Source organism: Sulfitobacter maritimus (assembly GCF_013346665.1).
GTDB lineage: Bacteria > Pseudomonadota > Alphaproteobacteria > Rhodobacterales > Rhodobacteraceae > Sulfitobacter > Sulfitobacter maritimus.
This window is the reverse complement of sequence record NZ_JABVBB010000021.1, coordinates 243,726-262,975: the sequence shown is the minus strand read 5'-3', so window position 1 is coordinate 262,975 and position 19,250 is coordinate 243,726. Positions and strand designations below refer to the sequence as shown.

General features: G+C 59.2%; 16 protein-coding genes, 1 tRNA gene and 1 other RNA gene. 17 read left to right on the top strand and 1 reads right to left on the bottom strand.

From position 1 onward, the window contains the following. The first annotated feature begins 36 nt into the window (after positions 1-36). Positions 37-388, top strand: a transfer-messenger RNA (tmRNA) gene (gene ssrA, locus HTT03_RS03240). A 110-nt stretch (positions 389-498) separates the two neighbouring features. On the opposite strand, the gene HTT03_RS03235 is transcribed toward ssrA, so the two are convergent. Next, positions 499-1,227, bottom strand: coding sequence for a FadR/GntR family transcriptional regulator (locus HTT03_RS03235; protein WP_174858434.1), 729 nt, complete (start codon positions 1,225-1,227; stop codon positions 499-501). A 76-nt stretch (positions 1,228-1,303) separates the two neighbouring features. On the opposite strand from HTT03_RS03235, the gene HTT03_RS03230 reads away from it, so the two are divergent. From HTT03_RS03230 to HTT03_RS03155, 16 genes are all read left to right on the top strand, one after another. Then, complete coding sequence (locus tag HTT03_RS03230) at positions 1,304-2,092, top strand: DUF2182 domain-containing protein (RefSeq protein ID WP_174858433.1); 789 nt, start codon at positions 1,304-1,306, stop codon at positions 2,090-2,092. 1 nt (position 2,093) lies between these two features. Then, positions 2,094-2,729, top strand: coding sequence for a DUF1326 domain-containing protein (locus HTT03_RS03225; RefSeq protein WP_174858432.1), 636 nt, complete (start codon positions 2,094-2,096; stop codon positions 2,727-2,729). 186 nt (positions 2,730-2,915) lie between these two features. Next, positions 2,916-4,022, top strand: a complete 1,107-nt coding sequence (locus HTT03_RS03220; RefSeq protein WP_174858431.1) for a dimethylsulfoniopropionate demethylase — start codon at positions 2,916-2,918, stop codon at positions 4,020-4,022. A 31-nt stretch (positions 4,023-4,053) separates the two neighbouring features. Further along, positions 4,054-5,040 (top strand): acryloyl-CoA reductase, encoded by a 987-nt coding sequence (gene acuI / locus HTT03_RS03215; protein ID WP_174858430.1) that lies wholly within the window; start codon positions 4,054-4,056, stop codon positions 5,038-5,040. Positions 5,041-5,106: 66 nt separating this feature from the next. Continuing rightward, the gene (locus HTT03_RS03210; protein ID WP_174858429.1) at positions 5,107-5,532 is read left to right on the top strand and encodes an HIT family protein; all 426 of its coding nucleotides are present in this window, start codon (positions 5,107-5,109) and stop codon (positions 5,530-5,532) included. A gap of 166 nt (positions 5,533-5,698) precedes the next feature. Then, a complete protein-coding gene (locus HTT03_RS03205; protein ID WP_174858428.1) occupies positions 5,699-7,336 on the top strand; it encodes a BCCT family transporter in 1,638 nt (545 codons plus the stop codon). Between the two features lie 98 nt (positions 7,337-7,434). After that, positions 7,435-8,658, top strand: coding sequence for an aminotransferase class V-fold PLP-dependent enzyme (locus HTT03_RS03200; protein ID WP_174858427.1), 1,224 nt, complete (start codon positions 7,435-7,437; stop codon positions 8,656-8,658). A 60-nt stretch (positions 8,659-8,718) separates the two neighbouring features. Then, positions 8,719-10,137 carry an FAD-binding domain-containing protein gene (locus HTT03_RS03195; protein ID WP_174858426.1) on the top strand — a complete coding sequence of 473 codons (1,419 nt, stop codon included), beginning with the start codon at positions 8,719-8,721 and terminating at the stop codon, positions 10,135-10,137. Between the two features lie 72 nt (positions 10,138-10,209). Next, positions 10,210-11,421, top strand: coding sequence for an SAM-dependent methyltransferase (locus tag HTT03_RS03190; RefSeq protein WP_174858425.1), 1,212 nt, complete (start codon positions 10,210-10,212; stop codon positions 11,419-11,421). Positions 11,422-11,453: 32 nt separating this feature from the next. Next, complete coding sequence (locus tag HTT03_RS03185; RefSeq protein ID WP_174858424.1) at positions 11,454-11,894, top strand: TrgA family protein; 441 nt, start codon at positions 11,454-11,456, stop codon at positions 11,892-11,894. A gap of 3 nt (positions 11,895-11,897) precedes the next feature. After that, on the top strand, positions 11,898-13,031 hold the full coding sequence (locus HTT03_RS03180) for an NUDIX domain-containing protein (protein ID WP_174858423.1): 1,134 nt from the start codon (positions 11,898-11,900) through the stop codon (positions 13,029-13,031). 13 nt (positions 13,032-13,044) lie between these two features. Then, a complete protein-coding gene (locus tag HTT03_RS03175; protein WP_174858422.1) occupies positions 13,045-14,079 on the top strand; it encodes a cysteine synthase A in 1,035 nt (344 codons plus the stop codon). 8 nt (positions 14,080-14,087) lie between these two features. Then, positions 14,088-16,409: a DUF3772 domain-containing protein gene (locus HTT03_RS03170; RefSeq protein ID WP_246253335.1), complete on the top strand. Its 2,322-nt coding sequence runs from the start codon at positions 14,088-14,090 to the stop codon at positions 16,407-16,409. After that, the gene (locus tag HTT03_RS03165) at positions 16,406-17,128 is read left to right on the top strand and encodes an alanyl-tRNA editing protein (protein ID WP_174858420.1); all 723 of its coding nucleotides are present in this window, start codon (positions 16,406-16,408) and stop codon (positions 17,126-17,128) included. The genes HTT03_RS03170 and HTT03_RS03165 overlap by 4 nt, the downstream gene beginning before the upstream one ends. Before the next feature lie 74 nt (positions 17,129-17,202). Continuing rightward, positions 17,203-17,292, top strand: a tRNA-Ser gene (locus HTT03_RS03160). A gap of 299 nt (positions 17,293-17,591) precedes the next feature. Then, entirely contained in the window at positions 17,592-19,208 is a 1,617-nt protein-coding gene (locus HTT03_RS03155; protein WP_174858419.1) for a peptide ABC transporter substrate-binding protein, read from the top strand. Positions 19,209-19,250: the final 42 nt, after the last annotated feature.

Genomic DNA, 19,250 nt, shown 5'->3' with positions numbered 1-19,250 from the left:
TCCAAAGCCCCGAACACCATCCTAAAAACACGTTCTCCCCTTGAAACAATCGGGTGTTTGCCGTATATATGGGATGTCCTTCGGGACTATGGACATAAAGGCGCTTGTAATAAGCGGGCCGGACGGGGGTGCGATTCCCCCCAGCTCCACCAATATCCTCTTCATTTGGGGGGAACTGAGGGGCTGAATTAGGGTCGACGGACGTCTAAAGAAGTTGCTTTGTCTCGGTGAGTTACCACCGTTATCGGTACAAAATGTACAATTGCAAATGACAATAGTGCTCCAGTTATGATGGCCGCGTAAGCGGTTTCAATGACTGAAATCTAACTCCTTGGGTTTAGCGACCTAAGGCGGGGTCCGCAGGTACCTGGCAACAGAAACCTGCACTTTCTCCCTTTTTCCCGGTCAGTATCGCTCACCTTCTGGAATCTTGCCCAGTCGGCAATAGCACTATGCGCGCGGCAATAGCATCGTGCTTTGCAACATCGCCGCTGACACCTACCTCGCAGCGCGGGCCTTAAATACTGCCTGAGCAAGCGATTGCGTTTCGGCTTCAAGCGCAGTCAGCCCTTGCGTCACACCATCTCCATCACACGCCTCAGCTGCATTCGCGATGTTCTCGTGCAATGCAATGATGCGGGCGCGGTCGCGAGCTGTGAAAGTGATCATATTCATCAATGGTTGCATCGCCTCAACTGCTCCGGCGAGTTGATAGCTCAGCACCGGGTTGCCCGCGCCGTCGACCAGAGCCCGATGAAAGGCGACATCTGAAGCACAAAACGCCTCATCAGTCAGACCGGGTTGCCCCTGTCGGTGGATCTCTGCCCGCATGGTGGCAAGATGATCCGCACTGCGCCGCATCGCAGACAGCGGCGCACAGGCGCGCTCTAGCGCATAGCGGGCCTCGCAAGCGGTCTCAAAACTTACCGCGTTCATTGACAGAAGCAGGGTCGAGGTGGTGATCTGCTGGTCATAGGCGTCGGGAAAGCTGAGCCGATTGACAAAAGCGCCCCCGGTGGCGCCGCGCTGCGTGCGGATCAGCGACTGCGCGGCGAGCCGCTTGAGTGCCTCGCGCACCGTAGGGCGAGAGACGTTGAACTGTTCGGCCAGTTCCGCCTCAGACGGCAAGCGCTGATCGACGATCAACCGACCTTCGACAATGGCATCGCGGATCGCCGCCGCAATTTGAGCCGAGAGATCGGCAGGGCTTTTGGGGTCGATTTTCATATGTCTTACATTTATCGTTTGCGAGAACTTTAATTGTCTGACATTAAATTCGCAAGAACTTGCAGGGGAGGGCGAGATGGCAGGGATGGTGCGGTCCACGATGTGGCTTGGATTCTTTGCGCTCGTGCTCGGCGCTTGGTGGATGATGTATTCCATGGCCATGCAGATGGACGTCGACCTTCTTGGCCGCCCCGGTGAGATGGGCGAACGCATGCGCCAAATGGATCCGCGCATGGATATGTATATGCCCATGGCGCGGTTCTGGCCGCTTTTCGCCATGTGGGGCGCGATGATGGCAGCTATGATGGTCCCGACCATGGTGCCCACGCTGCGTGCCTACGAAGACCTTATGACCTCCGCCAATGGCACACGTGTTGGTTGGCTCGCGGTGCTGGCGGGGTATCTCGCGGTCTGGCTGGCCTTCGCCGCCGGGGCGGCCGGTTTGCAACTGCTGCTGCTCCATGCGGGCGTCATTGACATGCTAGGCATCGCGAAGTCGCGCTGGACGGCGGCGGCCCTTTTGCTAGCGGTCGGTCTGTTCCAGTTCACCCGCGTCAAAGAGGTCTGCCACGGCGTCTGTCATTCGCCGTTGATGTACTTCATGGGCAATTGGCGGCCGGGTGCCACGGGCGGGTTTCGCATGGGGCTGGGGCTTGGTGCTTTCTGTGCAGGCTGCTGCTGGGGTTTCATGCTGCTGGGCTTTGCCGGCGGGGTAATGAACCTCGCGTGGATGGGGCTGGCGACGCTTTTCATGGTGGTCGAAAAACTACCGCAAATCGGACATTACGTCATAAAACCAATGGGTTTCGCCCTGATCCTCGGCGCGGGCGTCGTGGCGGGCTGGCCTATGATAACAGGAGGGTAATATGCCAAATAGAGAGATGACACCGGCTGATTGGGCCATCAAGGGGGAGCTGTTTCTAAACTGTTCTTGCGACGTTTTCTGCCCCTGTGTCGTCAGCCTTGGCGCGCATCTGCCAACCGAAGGGCATTGTCATACATGGATGGCGGTCGCCATCGATGAGGGTCACTTCGAGGGCGAGGATTTGGCTGGGCTGAACATCGGGCTTTTGGTCGATATTCCCGGTCGCATGGGCGAGGGCAACTGGAAGGTCGCCGCCTATGTGGATGAGCGCGCCTCTGAGGCGGCCTACGACGGGTTGCTAAAAATCTTTTCCGGTGCGGCAGGCGGCACGACGGGGCTATTTACCATGTTGGTGAGTGAGATTCTTGGTGCGGAACGCGCCCGGGTCGAGATCATCCGCGACGGCAACCGCCGCGTCATCAACATTGGTCGCAAGATCAACGGTGAGATCGAGTTGTTAACGGGCGCAGAGCCGGATCAGCCGGTCATGATTAGCAACTCCAAATACTGGATGGGGCCGAACATTGCCGCGGCGCGGGGCGTGAAGTCCAAAGTGCGCGACTATGGCCGGGTTTGGGATTTCGGCGGAAAATCCGCTGAGGTCTGCGCGATCGATTGGCAGGGCGCTGCGAAGTGATAGACAGCCGATATGCAGCAACCCGAAATCTGTGGATATCACGTTCAGAAACAAAAGGTTGCTGCCTATTACTAAAGCACTGCATGAAGCAAAGTTAACCGTGGATCACCGCCCATCGCGAATGGTCCACTGGCCACGCCCGTATCAAATCATATGGGGGCAACAATCACCGCGGGAGACTGTGTAATGGTCGAACTTTCCCCATCGCGCCGCATCCGGCGCACGCCTTTTTCCGAAGGGGTCGAAGCGGCGGAGGTGAAAGCCTATACCGTCTATAACCGCATGTTATTGCCGACAGTTTTTGAAAGCACCGAGGCAGATTACCACCATCTGAAGTCTGCCGTCCAAGTCTGGGACGTGGCATGCGAACGACAGGTCGAACTGCGCGGACCGGAAGCGGGACGGTTGATGCAGATGCTGACCCCGCGCGACCTCAGCGGGGTGGTGCCGGGGCAATGCGTCTACGTGCCGATAACCGATGAGACGGGGGGCATGTTGAACGATCCATTGGCCGTGAAACTGGCAGAGGATCAATGGTGGATTTCTATCGCAGACAGCGATTTATTGTTGTGGGTCAAGGGGCTATGCAACGGCTTTCGACTCGATGTTCTGATCGATGAACCCGATGTAAACCTGCTCGCAGTGCAGGGACCGAAGGCGAACACGCTGATGTCTCGGGTCTTTGGCGATGACGTCACTGACTTGAAATTCTTCCGCTTTAGACGATTTTCTTTTGAAGGCCGAGAGATGGTGATCTCGCGGTCGGGTTATTCCAAACAGGGTGGTTTCGAAATTTATCTGGAAGGTACGGAGCTTGCCATGCCGCTGTGGCATGCCTTGTTTGAGGCCGGTCCGGATCTCGACGTGCGCGCCGGTTGTCCGAACCTGATCGAGCGGATTGAGGGCGGATTGTTGAGTTATGGCAATGACATGACAGACGACAACACACCCTACGAATGCGGTCTTGAGGCGCTGTGCAAACCAGAGACGGCGATAGGCTGCATGGGGCGGGATGCTTTGCTGCGGGTTGCGCAGACTGGGCCGACCCAACAGATCCGTCCGTTGGAGATCACCGGAGGCAAAGTGCCGCTTTGTGACCGGGCGTGGCCGCTTATGGCGGGGGAGAAACGCGTGGGGCAGGTGACTTCGGCGGTCTGGTCGCCGGACTACAACGTCAACGTGGCCATCGGCATGGTGAAGATGACGCATTGGGAGCCGGGGACCGAGTTACAGGTTGATACCCCGGAAGGGCGATTTGACGTCGTGGTGCGTGAGAAGTTTTGGGCCCGATAGTCTTGGGTAAACTTAAGATAGGAGATGAAGAATGGCGTTTAACGCATTGATCGTGAATAAAGATGACGAGGGAAAAACCAGCGCCGAGGTAACACAGATCAGCGAAGATGATCTGCCCAATGCCGAGGTGACGGTTGCCGTTGAATACTCCACCGTGAACTACAAAGACGGGCTGTGCATCGGGCCGGGAGGCGGATTGGTGCGCAACTATCCGCATGTGCCGGGGATCGATTTCGCCGGTACGGTCGAAAGTTCGAACGATGCGCGCTACAAGCCGGGTGACAAGGTAGTGCTGACCGGCTGGCGCGTTGGCGAGGCGCATTGGGGCGGCTATGCTCAAAAAGCGCGGGTTAAGGCTGATTGGCTGGTCCCGCTCCCGGATGGGCTCGATACGCGGCAAGCGATGGCGGTGGGAACCGCTGGCTTTACCGCGATGCTGGCCGTCATGGCGCTTGAGGGTCATGGCATAAAGCAAGGGCCAGTTCTGGTGACGGGTGCTGCGGGCGGTGTCGGCTCGGTGGCGACCGCCATCCTTGCCAACCTTGGCTATCAGGTGGCAGCGGTCACCGGCCGACCTGAAACCGAAGACTACCTGAAAGATTTGGGCGCGAGCCGGATCGTGGCCCGCGATGAGATCAACGAGACCGTCAAACGCCCGCTTGAAGGCGAGACATGGGGCGGCTGCGTCGATGCCGTTGGCGGCGCGATGTTGGCGCGGGTCTTGGGCCAGATGGAATATGGCGCGAGTGTTGCCGCTGTTGGTCTGGCTGGCGGTGCCGCGCTGCCAGCCACGGTCATCCCGTTCCTGCTACGGGGCGTGAACCTTTTGGGCATCGACTCGGTCATGCAGCCCTATGACAACCGCCTACGCGCGTGGGAACGGGTCGCCAAAGACCTGCCGATCGACAAGCTTGAGGCGATGGTCCAGCCCGCGACGCTGAGCGATCTGCCGAAGCTCGGGGCCGACATTCTGAAAGGGCAAGTGAAGGGCCGTGTGGTTGTCGACGTAAACGCTTGATATTGCGGTTCGGGTGGGCGGTGTGGTTAATAGGCCCACCGCCCGCAGCGCCTAAAGGAGAGCATCATGGCCACCTACGACGACAGCAATATTTTCGCCAAGATCCTGCGGGACGAAATCCCCAGCTTTAAGGTCTATGAAGACGACGACACCTATTGCTTTATGGACATCATGCCGCGTGCCGAAGGGCATTGTCTTGTGATCCCCAAGACGCCATGCCGCAATATGCTGGACGCAAGCCCGTCGCAGCTCGCCGCCTGTATGACGACGGTACAGAAGGTGTCGAAAGCCTGTCTGCGCGCCTTTGGCGCGGACGGCATTACCTTGCAACAGTTCAGCGAAGCGGCAGGCGGGCAGGAGGTTTTTCACCTGCATTTCCACATCTTGCCGCGCAAAGAAGGCGACAAGCTCCGCCCCCCCGGTGTGCAAGGCGACATGGACCGAATCCGCGAGCAGGCCGATGCAATCAAAGCGGCGCTCGGCACGGATTGACCGCAATCTAACCCACTAGGGCGCAAGCCGAATTCCCAAGTTTCTCCTGAGGCTTGGCAGCAAAAGCTTGCCCCATAGCCTGAACCCTCTATCCTGTTGCCCACGGATCATAAGAACGGATGCCATGCAGCCGCGTGGCGATCCGTCATCATAGAGGGAACAGAAAATGAGCGATGCGGGTACGCACGGCATCCCCGAACCGGAAGGTAAGGCGGATGTCATCGATACCGATTACGAGATCGGTCAGGACAATATTGAACGGCAGATTGGCCCCTTCGGGCTGGACATTCACAACCCGGTTTTCTTGGTTTCCGGGATCGCTGTGGTGGTGTTTGTCTTCTACACGATCGCGCTGCCAGAACAGGCCGCCGGGATATTTTCGGCGATGTTCGACTTTACCACTAAGAACTTTGACTGGTTCTTGATCGGGGCGGCGGATTTGGTGGTGATCTTCTCGCTGCTGTTGATCGTAACACCCTATGGCAAGGTGCGTCTTGGCGGCAATGAAGCGGTGCCGGATTACACGTATCTTGGCTGGTTTGCGATGCTTTTCGCCGCCGGCATGGGCATCGGGCTGATGTTCTACGGCGTGTCCGAGCCGCTGACGCATTTCTCGACCTCTTTCGGTGAGATTACGTCTGAAAACGGTTTGCGAACGGACTGGGCGCCGCTTGGTGCTGCTACCGGTGATGAGACCGGATCGCTGCGGCTTGGCATGGCGGCGACGATCTTTCACTGGGGTCTGCATCCTTGGGCGATCTATGCGGTGGTGGCTTTGGCACTGGCGCTGTTTACCTATAACAAAGGCCTGCCGCTGACGATCCGCTCCGCCTTCTACCCCGTTTTGGGAGAGCGCGTTTGGGGATGGCCCGGCCATATCATCGACATAATCGCGGTTTTTGCCACGCTCTTTGGCTTGGCCACTTCGCTCGGCTTGGGTGCCACGCAGGCGAACGCTGGTTTGAACGAGCTTTTTGGCGTCCCAATTGGCCAAACCTCTGAGATCGTGTTGATCTCGCTCATTACCGCCGTCGCGCTGGTCTCGGTTCTGCGCGGTCTTGATGGCGGGGTGAAGGTGTTGAGTGAGATCAACATGGGGCTGGCGGCGTTGCTGGCGCTGTTTACCCTGATCGTGGGGCCAACCGTATTCCTGCTCACGTTCTTTTGGGACTCGTTGGTGGCTTATATCGAATACCTGCCTGCGCTTGCCAATCCCTTTGGCCGTGAAGACGTGAACTTCAAACAGGGCTGGACGGCGTTCTATTGGGCATGGTGGATCAGCTGGTCACCCTTCGTGGGCATGTTTATCGCCCGCGTGAGCCGGGGCCGGACGGTGCGAGAGTTCATTATCTGCGTTTTGCTGATCCCTTCGATGGTCTGCGTGCTGTGGATGTCGATCTTTGGCGGCACGGCGATCCATCAGGTGCTGAACGATGGCTACACCGGCGCCCAAGATGCGGGTCTGCCGCTGCAGCTGTTCAAGATGCTGGATCAACTGCCGCTGGCCTCGATCACGTCGTTTATCGGCATCGTGCTGGTGGTGGTGTTCTTCGTCACCTCGTCTGACTCTGGCTCGCTGGTCATTGACACCATCACCGCAGGCGGCAAGGTCGACGCGCCGGTGCCGCAGCGGGTGTTCTGGTGCATTTTTGAAGGCGCCGTGGCGATCGCGCTGTTGATCGGCGGCGGTCTTGCGGCCTTGCAATCGATGGTGATCTCCACTGGTTTGCTCTTTACGCTGCTGCTGGTCTTCATGTGCTACTGTATCTTCCGGGGGCTACAGGACGAGCGGAATATCCGCTAAGACTCCGGCAGACTGACAAAGCGAACGGCGGCTCTTTGGAGCCGCCGTTTTTGTTTCATCGCTTGACCTTAGCAGCAGACCATTAGACCTTCTTGCCCATGAATATTGATTCCGAATGGGTCCGCGCCCAGTTTCCCGCCTTTGCCGAGCCGAGCCTTCAGGGACAGGCGTTTTTTGAGAACGCCGGTGGCTCTTACACATGTCAGCAGGTCATCGACCGGTTGGAGCGGTTCTACCGTCAGCGCAAGGTGCAGCCCTATGGCGCCTATGCGGCGAGCCAAGCGGGCGGTGCCGAGATGGACGAGGCGCGCAATCGCATGGCGGCCATTCTTGGCGTGACGCCTGAAGAGTTAAGTTTCGGCCCTTCGACCACGCAAAACACCTATGTTCTAGCGCAGGCTTTCGGCCAGATGATGCAGCCGGGCGAGGCGATTGTGGTGACCAACCAAGACCACGAGGCGAACTCCGGCCCGTGGCGGCGTTTGGCGGACCGCGGCATCGAGATCCGCGAGTGGCAGGTCGATCCCGAAACCGGACATTTGGACCCAACGGCGCTTGAAGACTTGTTGGATGAAAACGTGCGGCTCGTCTGTTTCCCGCATTGCTCCAACGTGGTGGGAGAGATCAATCCGGTGACAGAGATCACCGCGTTGGCCCATGCCGCAGGTGCCTTTGTCTGCGTCGATGGGGTGTCCTACGCGCCGCATGGCTTTGCTAATGTGGGGGAGTTGGGGCCGGATATCTATCTGTTTTCAGCCTATAAAACCTTTGGCCCCCATCAGGGGCTGATGGTGATCCGCAAGGCGCTGGCGGAACTGCTGCCAAATCAGGCGCACTACTTCAACGGTGACGTGCTCTATAAGCGTTTTACCCCTGCGGGGCCCGATCACGCGCAGGTCGCGGCCAGTGCGGGGATGGCGGATTATATTGATGCTTTCCATGCCCATCACATCGGGGGCGATGCAGATGCGACGGGGCGAGGGGTGGCCGTGCATGATGCGATGCGCGCACATGAGACCGGACTTTTGCAGTCGCTGCTCGATGCCATGGCCGCGCGCAATTCAGTGCGGGTGATCGGGCCGGCGGATGCAACCAAACGCGCACCAACGGTGGCGCTGGCGCTGGATCGTCCGGGGGCGGAGATGGCGCGGGCTTTGGCCGAGCGCGGCATTATGGCAGGCGGCGGGGATTTCTACGCGGGTCGCACCTTGCAAGCGATGAACGTGCCGCAGGACAAGGGCGTGCTGCGGCTGAGCTTCACTCATTACACCACGCAAGATGAGATGGATAAGCTGCTGAACGCGCTCGACGATTTGCTCTGAGCCTTGACGGGGGGACGGGGGCGCTATGTTTCGAGATCAACATAGGAGCCTGACCCGACCGTGAGCGAGACTTCCCCAATTATTCTGTGGTTCCGTCGCGATCTGCGGCTGAGCGACCATCCGGCTTTAACAGCGGCGTGCCAATCTGGACGTCCGGTCATTCCGCTGTTTATTCACGACGACCAAACCGAGGCTTTGGGCGTCGCGCCGAAGTTCCGGCTGGGGCTGGCACTTGCGTGTTTGAGCGAGACGCTTGAAGAGAAAGACAGTCGGTTGATCCTGCGCCGAAAGGGCGACGCGCTGAAGGTTCTGCGCGAGGTGATCGAGGAGACCGGGGCCGGCGCGGTCTATTGGAGCCGGCTCTATGACCCGGCGGCAAAAGAGCGCGACAGCCGTATCAAAGAGACGCTGAAGGACGATGGCATCGAGGCCTGTAGTTTCTCGGGGCATCTTATGTTCGAGCCTTGGACTGTCGAGACCAAGACCGGTGGATATTACAAGGTCTTCACCCCCTATTGGAAGGCCGTGCGTGGCCGGGATGTGGCCGAGCCGCTTTCCACGCCGCGTGACATTCCCACGCCGAAGTCGTGGCCCGCCAGTGACAGTCTTAGCGATTGGGCAATGGATGCGGAAATGCAGCGTGGGCGCGATGTGGTACGGCCCTTCGTACGCTTAGGGGAGGCCGCGGCACAGTCCCGCTTGGGCGTCTTTATGGCGGATATTGTCGAAGGCTACGATGAGAGCCGCGACAAACCTGGCGAAGACGGCACGTCGGAGATGTCCGAGCATTTGACGCTGGGCGAGATCAGCCCGGCGCAATGTTGGCACGCAGGCCAACGCGCGATGCAAGAGGGCAAGCGGGGGGCCGAGACATTCCTCAAGGAACTGGCATGGCGCGAGTTTGCCTACCACCTGATGCACCATAGCCCGCGCATCGTGGATAAGAACTGGCGTGAGGAATGGGACGCATTTCCTTGGAACGAAGACGAGCGCCGCGCCGAAGTGTTGGCATGGAAACAGGGGCGCACCGGGGTGCCATTCGTCGATGCCGCGATGCGCGAATTGCAGGTTACGGGACGGATGCACAACCGGGGCCGGATGATTGTTGCGAGTTACCTGACCAAACACCTGATGTGTCACTGGCGCATTGGCCAGAAGTGGTTTGAAGAACATCTGATCGATTGGGACCCGGCCAATAACGCCATGGGCTGGCAATGGGCCGCAGGTTCTGGCCCTGATGCGTCCCCCTTCTTTCGCATTTTTAACCCCGAAACCCAGCTTGATCGCTTTGACAAGGACCGCGCCTACACCCGCCGCTGGATCGCCGAAGGGCGGACAAACCCCAGCGACGACGCGCTGGCCTTTTTTGATGCGATCCCGCGCCGTTGGAAGATGTCGCCGGATGATGACTACCCCGACCCGATCGTCGATCTGTCCGAAGGGCGGGAACGCGCACTCGACGCCTATCGCAATCGTTAAGCATAAACATTTGTCAAATGGGGCGAGGGAGTTAGTCTTCTCTCACGCGCAATCAATTGAACGGGCCAGTGCATGTATCTGACGACCACCGAAGGGCAAAAAGACCTGCCGCGTTACTTTTCCCATGTCTTTGCCATGGCGCAGCAGATGCAGCACGGGCGGGTAGATTTCATCCTTCCAGATGGCCGCCGCTTTCGCGCAGATGCCGCCAAACCCGGACCGGTGGCCGAGCTGCGCATCCACAACCCAGACCTCTTTGCTCGGCTAATCCGCGAGGGCGATCTGGGCTTTTGTGATGCCTATCTGGATGAATGGTGGTCCACGCCCGACCTTCAAGCCTTTATGGATCTGGTGCATGCGGGGAACGAGACGGTCTATGACGGTTTCCCCGGCCAGGGGCTGCTGCGCAACCTAGAGAAATTCCGCTTTTGGTTGCAGCGCAACAACCGCAAGCAGGCCAAGCGCAACATTGGTCGGCACTACGATCTGGGCAATGAATTCTACGGCCTATGGCTGGATGACACGATGACCTATTCCTCGGCCCTGTTCGAGGACGGTGCGCAGATGTCTATGGAAGCGGCCCAGCGGGCGAAATACAAATCTATGGTCGATCAGATGGATGTCAAACCGGGCGAGCATGTGCTTGAAATTGGCTGCGGCTGGGGTGGCTTTGCGGAATATGCGGCTGCGGAGCGGGGGCTCAAGGTCACGGCGCTTACGATCAGCCGCGCGCAGTTTCACTATGCGCAAGAACGCATTGAAAAGGCCGGGCTTTCCGACAAGGTAAAGATCAAGCTGCAAGACTACCGCGACGAGGCGGGCAGTTATGACGGCATCGCCAGTATCGAGATGTTCGAGGCGGTGGGCGAACAATATTGGCCGGTCTATTTCGACACGCTGCGCAAACGGCTCAAACCTGGAAAGGCCGCGACGCTGCAAATTATCACGGTGTCCGACAGCCGTTGGGAGGTCTATAAACGGGGGGTGGATTTCATTCAGAAGTACATCTTTCCGGGCGGCATGTTGCCCAGCCCCTCGGCGCTGCGCCAACAGGTGGAACGCGCAGGGCTGATGGTGGACCGCTCGGTCGAGTTTGGCAAAAGCTATGACATCACATTGCGGCGTTGGCATGAGACCTTCAACCGTAAGTGGGACCAGATCGCTGAACTTGGCTTTGACGAGCGTTTTCGCCGCATGTGGAATTTTTACCTCACTTCCTGCGCTGCGACATTTGACAGTGGAAATTGCGACGTGACGCAGATTACGGTACGGCGACCCGCGTAAAGCAGCGCAGGAAGACCGCAGGAGCCGAAAAAATGCCGAGTGCCGCAAGACTTATGGGGGCCGTCTGTCTTTCGGCTTTGGCCTTTGTCCTGTCGGGGATGGTCATCCCCTTAATGCCCGAAAGCACGGATTTCGGGTATTTCGTGCCGCTGAATATGGTGTTGGGGCTGGGCATCGGCTGGGTGGTGATGGGCTCGCGCGCGGGCCGAGGCACCACGGCGGCGATCAACAACGGTTTTGCCGGTGCCTTTGTGCTGATGCTTTGGGGGATCGGCGTGCAAGCGGCCTATGAGATGTTCCGCCGGGCGATGCGCAACCGCTATGATGACCCCTTTGAGGCTTTGGTAGCGGTGTTTCAGATCGCTGCCGAATATGGGCTGATGGTGGCCACGGCACCAATCGCCATTGCACTTGTCGTGGGCGCTGTTATCTGCGGGTTGCTCACTGAATTTGCTTTTAACCGTTGGCCCTGATCTATGCGAAATCTTTTTATTTACGGCTCTTTGCGGCATCTGCCGCTTCTTGAAATTGTGCTGGGGCGCCCGGCCTCAGACCTTGACCTCAGCCCCGCCAAATTGCCCGACCACCGGGTATCCGCCGCTGCCGAAGGCCCGTTTCCGACGATTGCTGCAGAGCCGGGGGCAGAGGCGGAGGGGCTTTTGATCCGGGGGCTGAGCGAGGCAGACTTTGCGCGGCTGGACTTCTACGAGGGTGCTTTTGACTACGATTTGCTGCCCCTGACCCTTGCAGATGGGCAAAAGGCTGAAGTCTATCTGCCGCAACCCGGACGCTGGCAGGCGAATGGCCCGTGGTCGCTCACGCAATGGGAGGCGGATTGGGCGGCGCTGTCGTGCCATGCCGCGCGGGAGGTGATGGGCTATATGGGCCGCAATACGCAGGCCGAGGTCGATGCCATGTTCCCAATGATCCGCCGCCGCGCCTATCAGCAGGTCTTGGCCGAGCAGGGACAACATGATCCCTTGACTCTGCACGGCAAGATCGAAATTGCGCGTCGTGAACGGGTCTATGCGAATTTCTTTGCCTTGGATGAGTTCGATCTGCGGCATGAGACCTTTGCCGGCGGCATGTCCGCGCAGATGGAGCGTGCCGTCTTCGTGAGCGCCGACGCCGCCTTGGTGCTGCCCTATGACCCGGTGCGCGACCGGGTGCTGCTGGTGGAACAATTGCGCATGGGGCCGCTGGCACGCGGCGATGCAACTTGCTGGCAACTTGAACCCATCGCCGGTCATATTGATGTGGGCGAGACTGCAGAGCAGGCCGCGCGGCGCGAAGCACATGAGGAAGCGGGGATCATTTTGGGCCGCTTGGAGCCGGTCGGCAATGTCTATGCCTCGCCCGGCAATGCGACCGAATTTTTTCACATCTTCGTGGGGCTGGCTGATCTGCCGGACGCGGTAACGGGCACCGGCGGGCTGGCATCAGAGCATGAAGATATCCGCTCGCACCTTATGTCCTTTGACGATCTGATGGCCTTGGCCGATGCGCAGGCGCTGGCGAATGCGCCCTTGGTGGCAAGCGCCTATTGGCTGGCCCGCCACCGTGACCGCTTGAGGTCTGAAGAGGCGGAGTCTACACCGGAAACAACATGAATTGGGGGCTATTATGCTTGTTGCATCTGATCTGGCCGAGGCCATTGGAAACACGCCGCTGATCCGGCTGCGCCGGGCGAGCGAGGAAACCGGCTGCGAGATATTGGGCAAGGCGGAGTTTATGAACCCCGGCCAATCGGTCAAAGACCGCGCGGCGCTGTTCATTATCCGCGACGCCATCGCACGCGGTGAGTTAAAGCCGGGCGGCACGATTGTCGAAGGCACGGCTGGCAACACCGGCATCGGCTTGGCGCTTGTGGGCGCGTCCATGGGGTTCAAGACCGTGATCGTCATCCCTGAGACGCAGTCTCAGGAAAAGAAAGACATGCTGCGTCTGGCGGGTGCGGAATTGGTGCAAGTCCCTGCAGCGCCTTACAAGAACCCCAATAACTTTGTGCGCTATTCCGAACGGTTGGCCAAGGAACTTGCCAAAACCACGCCCGAAGGGGTCATCTGGGCCAATCAATTCGACAATGTCGCGAACCGGCAGGCACACATCGAAACCACCGGTCCCGAGATTTGGGAGCAAACTGGCGGCAAGGTTGATGGCTTCTGCTGCGCGGTAGGCTCTGGCGGCACGCTGGCCGGGGTGGCGATGGCCTTGCAGCCCAAAGGTGTCAAGATCGCTTTGGCCGACCCCGACGGGGCTGCGCTGCACAGCTATTACACCCAAGGCGAGTTGAGCGCCGAAGGCAGCTCAATAGCCGAAGGGATCGGGCAGGGGCGGATCACCGCCAATCTCGAAGGGTTCACCCCTGACTACAGCTATAACATCTCCGACGAAGAAGCGCTGCCGGTGGTCTTTGATCTGCTGGAGCATGAGGGGCTTTGCCTTGGTGCGTCTTCGGGCGTGAACGTGGCGGGAGCTGTCCGGATGGCACGCGAAATGGGGCCGGGGCATACCATCGTGACAGTGCTTTGCGACTTTGGGACGCGCTATCAGTCCAAACTGTTTAACCCCGAATTCCTGCGCGAACAGGGGTTGCCGACACCCGGTTGGCTCGACAGCGCGCCGCAATCCATTCCCGGCGTCTTTGAGGATACATGACCCTGATAATGCGACGACTTTTCAGCCTTGCCGCGCTGTTGGTCTGGCTGACCGGCGCGGTATTTGCCCAAGAGCCCGAAACACTTGATTTTAACGAGTGGGACAAACTGGCCACCACGGCCGAAGAGGCCGTGGATTCAGACGACACCACCGAAGACATGCTGGAGGTGCTCCGCGCCCGGCTGGTAGACTACCGCGAGAAGTTCGACGCGGCGCGGGGGGCGAATGCCACACGCATCGCAACGATGCGCGAGCAATTGGCCGCCTTGGGGACACCGCCAGAAGGTGAGACCGCCGAGCCTGAACCCCCCGAGGTTGCCGCCAACCGGGTAGAACTGACGCAGCAATTGAACACGCTTTTGGCTCCGGTACAGCGGGCCGAAGCGGCGTTTTTGCGTGCGGATGCGCTGATTGGTCAGATCGACAAGGCCATGCGGGATCGCCAGACAGAGCAACTGCTTCAAGTCGTCGGCACGCCGCTGAACCCGGCCCATTGGCGCATCGCGCTAGACGATCTGACGGCGGCCGCCCGCGACATTGCAGCCGAAGCGCCCGACGACGTGACGGAGGCGCGCAAGACCCTGCGCGGCTCTCTTCCGGCTGTGCTCTTGCTGAGCATTCTGGGGCTGGTCTTGATCTTCAAAGGTCACGATTGGTCGACCATGATCGTCAGCCGCCTGCAACAGTTTGGCGCGCGCGGCTTTGGTATTTGGCGCTTTGTTGTCTCGCTTTTGCGGATCATTCTGCCGACGGGCGGATTGGTTTTGATCGCCATGGCGGTACATGCCACCGGGCTGCTTGGCCCACGCGGCAACGCGCTGGTGCGTCTGCTGCCGGTTGTCGGCGGCGCGATGTTGGGCGTTCGCTGGGTGTCGGAACGGGTGTTTTCGCGCGATGAGGACGAAGCACTTATCCTTTTGCCGCGAGAGCAGCGCAAGGCGATCCGGTTTTACGTCAGCATCATCACGGTCACCATCATCCTCGGCGCGCTGATCGCGGCGGTTTTTGAAGGCAATGACCCGGCAGAAACCACCGAAGCTGTGCTGCGACTGCCCGTTATGCTGCTAAGCGCCTTTGCTCTTTTCCGCATCGGACAAATCCTGCGCAGCTACGCCGACCCGCAGACCGACACGCCTGAGAGCGAAGACATGCGGAGCTCGACCTTTGGCCGCGTTGTGCGCGGGCTGGGGCTGGGGGCTGTAGTCGTCGCCGTTGTGGCCCCGTTGTTGCTGGTTACCGGCTATTACAATGCTGCCGTCTCGCTGCTGCCGCCCTATGTGACCACGTTGGTCCTGCTAGGGCTGGTGATGTCCTTGCAGCGGTTCCTCGCGGATGTCTATGGCGCCGTGACCGGGCAGGGGGTGCAGGCCCGCGAGGCGCTGATGCCGGTGCTTTTTGGTATGGTGCTGCTGCTGTTGTCGCTGCCGCTCATGGCATTGGCATGGGGCGCACGTGTCACTGACCTCACCGAACTTTGGGCGCTGTTCAGTCGGGGCTTCTCCTTTGGTGAGACACGCATCCGCCCGACCGATTTCTTGTCCTTCGCGATCATCTTTGTGATCGGCTATGGCGTGACACGCGCTATTCAGGGGGCGCTGCGCAACAATGTGCTGCCCAAAACGCGCATGGATATCGGTGGGCAGAATGCCATTATCTCGGGGCTGGGCTATATCGGTATCTTCCTCGCGGCACTGCTGGCGATCACCGGCGCGGGGATCGATCTGTCTGCGCTCGCCTATGTCGCCGGGGCGCTCTCGGTCGGGATCGGTTTTGGTCTGCAAAACGTGGTGTCAAACTTTGTGTCGGGTATCATCTTGCTCATCGAACGCCCCATTTCCGAAGGCGACTGGATCGAGGTAGGGGGCCAGATGGGCTATGTGCGCGACATCTCCGTGCGCTCCACCCGTATTGAGACATTTGACCGGACCGATGTGATTGTCCCCAACGCCGATCTCATCAGCGGCACGGTGACCAACTTTACCCGCGGCAACACAGTAGGTCGGTTGATCGTCCCTGTCGGTGTTGCCTATGGCACCGATACCAAGCGGGTTGAGAGCCTGTTGCAAGAGATTGCCGAAGCTCAGCCCATTGTGTTGGCAAACCCGGCGCCCAGCATCCTCTTTTTGAACTTCGGAGCCGATGCGCTTGAGTTCGAAGTGCGCTGCTATCTGCGCGATGTGAACTGGATGATGAAGGTCAAGAACGACATCAACCATGCCATTGCTGAACGGTTCAAAGCCGAAGGGATTGAAATTCCCTTTGCGCAGCGCGACCTTTGGCTACGCAACCCGGAAGTTCTGAAAACCCAACCCTCGGAGCCACAGGAATGACCCGCGAACTCTACCGCGAAGACAGCTATCTACGTGATGCCAAAGCCCGCGTGGCCGCGCTGACGCCCGAAGGGGGCATCATCCTCGACAGCAGCCTGTTTTATCCCACCGGCGGCGGCCAGCCCGGCGACAGCGGTTGGATCAGTTGGGACAACCAAACGCTCAGCATCGCCACCACCGTGCGTGATCGCGACACCGGCGGGATCGTTCTGGTCCCCGCCGAGCCGCGCGCGCTGCCGCCCGTGGGCGCCTACGTTACCCAAGAGCTCGACTGGGACCGCCGCCACAAGCACATGCGCGTCCATACGGCGCTGCACCTGCTGTCCGTGGTAATTCCTGAAGCCGTGACAGGCGGGCAGATCTCGGCCACCCATGGGCGGCTCGACTTCAACATGCCCGACGCGCCACAGGACCGCGAAGAGCTTGAAGACCTGCTAAACCACTACGTCTCGCTCGACGCAAAGGTCAGCGAAGATTGGATCACCGAGGAAGAACTCGACGACGCGCCTGAGTTGATCAAAACCATGTCCGTAGCCCCGCCGCGGGGCCGGGGAGACATCCGGTTGGTTCGCATTGGCGAGGCTACAGCCCCCATAGACCTGCAACCCTGTGGCGGCACCCATGTCGCGCGCACCGGCGAGATTGGTGCCCTGCGTTTGGGCAAAATCGAGAAAAAAGGCCGGCTCAACCGCCGCGTCTATGTCCATCTTGACGCCTAAGCGAAATTATCCGTCAAAACCGAAGATTTCGCCCTTGCAACTCCCGCCCCCCCCAAGCTAAACCCCGCATCAACGGAGCGGTGGCCGAGTGGTCGAAGGCGCACGCCTGGAAAGTGTGTAGGCGGGAGACCGTCTCCAGGGTTCGAATCCCTGTCGCTCCGCCATAACCTCAATCGATCACTGCCTTTGTGCTCATATCTTGCGCGGACATCACTGCCGAGAGGTTGGTTCGCGCACGTGTTAGGCAATTCCAACTCTCCAGAAATGCTGAATAATCTGCGACACTGTGGGTCGCATTGCGGGCGCGTCATGTCTCATCAAAATAGAGCAAATCACTGATTTCCGCGCAGCCGTTAACCTCGCGTTGTGCGGCAGAACGAGCCCTTGCAACTGGGGGTGATTTTGGGTCTCCTCTCCCCATCAGAACACGATGAGATGTTCACCCACCACGAGGAGAATCCCGATGAAATTTCGCAAGACGATGACCGCCTCCGCGCTGGCATTGGGCTTGGCGCTTCAGGCGCAGGCCGCTGATGTCCCCGAAGGCGTGACGCTGGCCGATGAGCAGACCTATACGTTCTGGCTTCTGGACGCGATCAAGTCGATGGACCCGCAGATCAACACCGATGTCGAAGGCTCGGACGTGCTGCGCAACCTTTTTGAAGGTCTCTACAATGAGGATGGCAACGGTGAACTGGTGCCGGGTGTCGCGCTCGATCACAAGGTCTCGGAAGACGGCAAGACCTACACGTTTAACCTTCGCGAGGACGCGAAATGGTCGAACGGTGAGCCGGTTACAGCAAATGACTTTGTTTATTCCTGGCGTCGTTTGGCCGATCCGGCGACCGCTTCGGAATACGCCTGGTACATGGAGTTGATGCAGGTCGAGAACGCGCCCGAGATCATCGCCGGGGATAAATCTCCCGAAGAGCTGGGCATCCGCGCCGTTGATGACCACACGCTTGAGGTCAAGATCACCACGCCGCTGCCCTATTTCCCGCAGATGCTGGTGCACGGCTCAACCTTCCCCGTGCTCCAAAGCGTGGTTGAGGAACATGGTGACGACTGGACCGACGCAGGCACCCTTGTGGGCAACGGCGCGTATAAACTGGTCGAGCACCAGTTGGGTGAGCGGGTCGTGATGGAAAAGAGCGACACCTATTGGGATGCCGAGAATGTAGTGATGGAGAAGATCACCGCTCTGACCATCAACGACGTGAACCAAGCCCTGACCCGCTATTTGGCGGGCGAATTGGACCGTGTTGACATCCCCGCCGGTCAGTATCCACGGCTGAAGAAAGAGTACCCCGAGCAGGCTGTCTCGACGCCTTACAACTGTTCCTACATCTACATGCTTAACGTGGGCGAGAAGGGGCCAGAGGCATTGAAAGATGTGCGCGTGCGCAAGGCACTGGCCTATGCCATCGACCGCGACATCATCGTCGAGCGCATTCTGCAAGGCGGGCAGAAGCCGTCCTACAACTGGACCCATTGGGCGATTGCTGACTTCGAGCGTCCCGAACTCGACTGGGCCGACAATATGGATCAGGCGCAGCGCGTAGAGAAGGCCAAGGAACTCCTGGCCGAAGCAGGCTATGGCCCCGACAACCCGCTGGACTTGACGTTGCAGTACAACACTTCGGAAGATCACAAAAAGATCGCCATCGCTGCGTCACAGATGCTCAAACAGGTCGGCGTGAACCTCACGCTCGACAACTATGAGTGGAAGGTCCACACCGACCGGATGCAGAGCCAAGACTACGACATGGCGCGCTATGCGTGGTGCGGGGACTATAACGAGGCCTCCACTTATCTCGATCTGCTGACTTCCTATTCTGGTCATAACAATGGCGAATTCTACAATGACGCCTATGACAAGCTCATGAAGGACAGCAAAACCGCCGAAGATCCGCAGCCGCTCTATCAAGAGGCTGAGAAGATCTTGGCCGAGGAAATGCCGATCATTCCAATCTACCATTACGCGAATGTCGACATGATTGCCGAAGACATCGAAGGTCTGCCCGAAAACAACGTGAACAACACATGGTACGGCAAAGACCTGTATCGCGTCGCCGAGTAACCCCTCGACATTTGGGCAGCCCTGCGTTTATGCGGGGCTGCC

What these genes read in the sequence shown, in the direction of transcription:
- HTT03_RS03235 (WP_174858434.1), bottom strand. Translation starts at nt 1,227, where the DNA reads ATGAAAATCGACCCCAAAAGCCCTGCCGATCTCTCGGCTCAAATTGCG.
- HTT03_RS03230 (WP_174858433.1), top strand. Translation starts at nt 1,304, where the DNA reads ATGGCAGGGATGGTGCGGTCCACGATGTGGCTTGGATTCTTTGCGCTC.
- HTT03_RS03225 (WP_174858432.1), top strand. Translation starts at nt 2,094, where the DNA reads ATGCCAAATAGAGAGATGACACCGGCTGATTGGGCCATCAAGGGGGAG.
- HTT03_RS03220 (WP_174858431.1), top strand. Translation starts at nt 2,916, where the DNA reads ATGGTCGAACTTTCCCCATCGCGCCGCATCCGGCGCACGCCTTTTTCC.
- acuI (WP_174858430.1), top strand. Translation starts at nt 4,054, where the DNA reads ATGGCGTTTAACGCATTGATCGTGAATAAAGATGACGAGGGAAAAACC.
- HTT03_RS03210 (WP_174858429.1), top strand. Translation starts at nt 5,107, where the DNA reads ATGGCCACCTACGACGACAGCAATATTTTCGCCAAGATCCTGCGGGAC.
- HTT03_RS03205 (WP_174858428.1), top strand. Translation starts at nt 5,699, where the DNA reads ATGAGCGATGCGGGTACGCACGGCATCCCCGAACCGGAAGGTAAGGCG.
- HTT03_RS03200 (WP_174858427.1), top strand. Translation starts at nt 7,435, where the DNA reads ATGAATATTGATTCCGAATGGGTCCGCGCCCAGTTTCCCGCCTTTGCC.
- HTT03_RS03190 (WP_174858425.1), top strand. Translation starts at nt 10,210, where the DNA reads ATGTATCTGACGACCACCGAAGGGCAAAAAGACCTGCCGCGTTACTTT.
- HTT03_RS03185 (WP_174858424.1), top strand. Translation starts at nt 11,454, where the DNA reads ATGCCGAGTGCCGCAAGACTTATGGGGGCCGTCTGTCTTTCGGCTTTG.
- HTT03_RS03180 (WP_174858423.1), top strand. Translation starts at nt 11,898, where the DNA reads ATGCGAAATCTTTTTATTTACGGCTCTTTGCGGCATCTGCCGCTTCTT.
- HTT03_RS03175 (WP_174858422.1), top strand. Translation starts at nt 13,045, where the DNA reads ATGCTTGTTGCATCTGATCTGGCCGAGGCCATTGGAAACACGCCGCTG.
- HTT03_RS03170 (WP_246253335.1), top strand. Translation starts at nt 14,088, where the DNA reads ATGCGACGACTTTTCAGCCTTGCCGCGCTGTTGGTCTGGCTGACCGGC.
- HTT03_RS03165 (WP_174858420.1), top strand. Translation starts at nt 16,406, where the DNA reads ATGACCCGCGAACTCTACCGCGAAGACAGCTATCTACGTGATGCCAAA.
- HTT03_RS03155 (WP_174858419.1), top strand. Translation starts at nt 17,592, where the DNA reads ATGAAATTTCGCAAGACGATGACCGCCTCCGCGCTGGCATTGGGCTTG.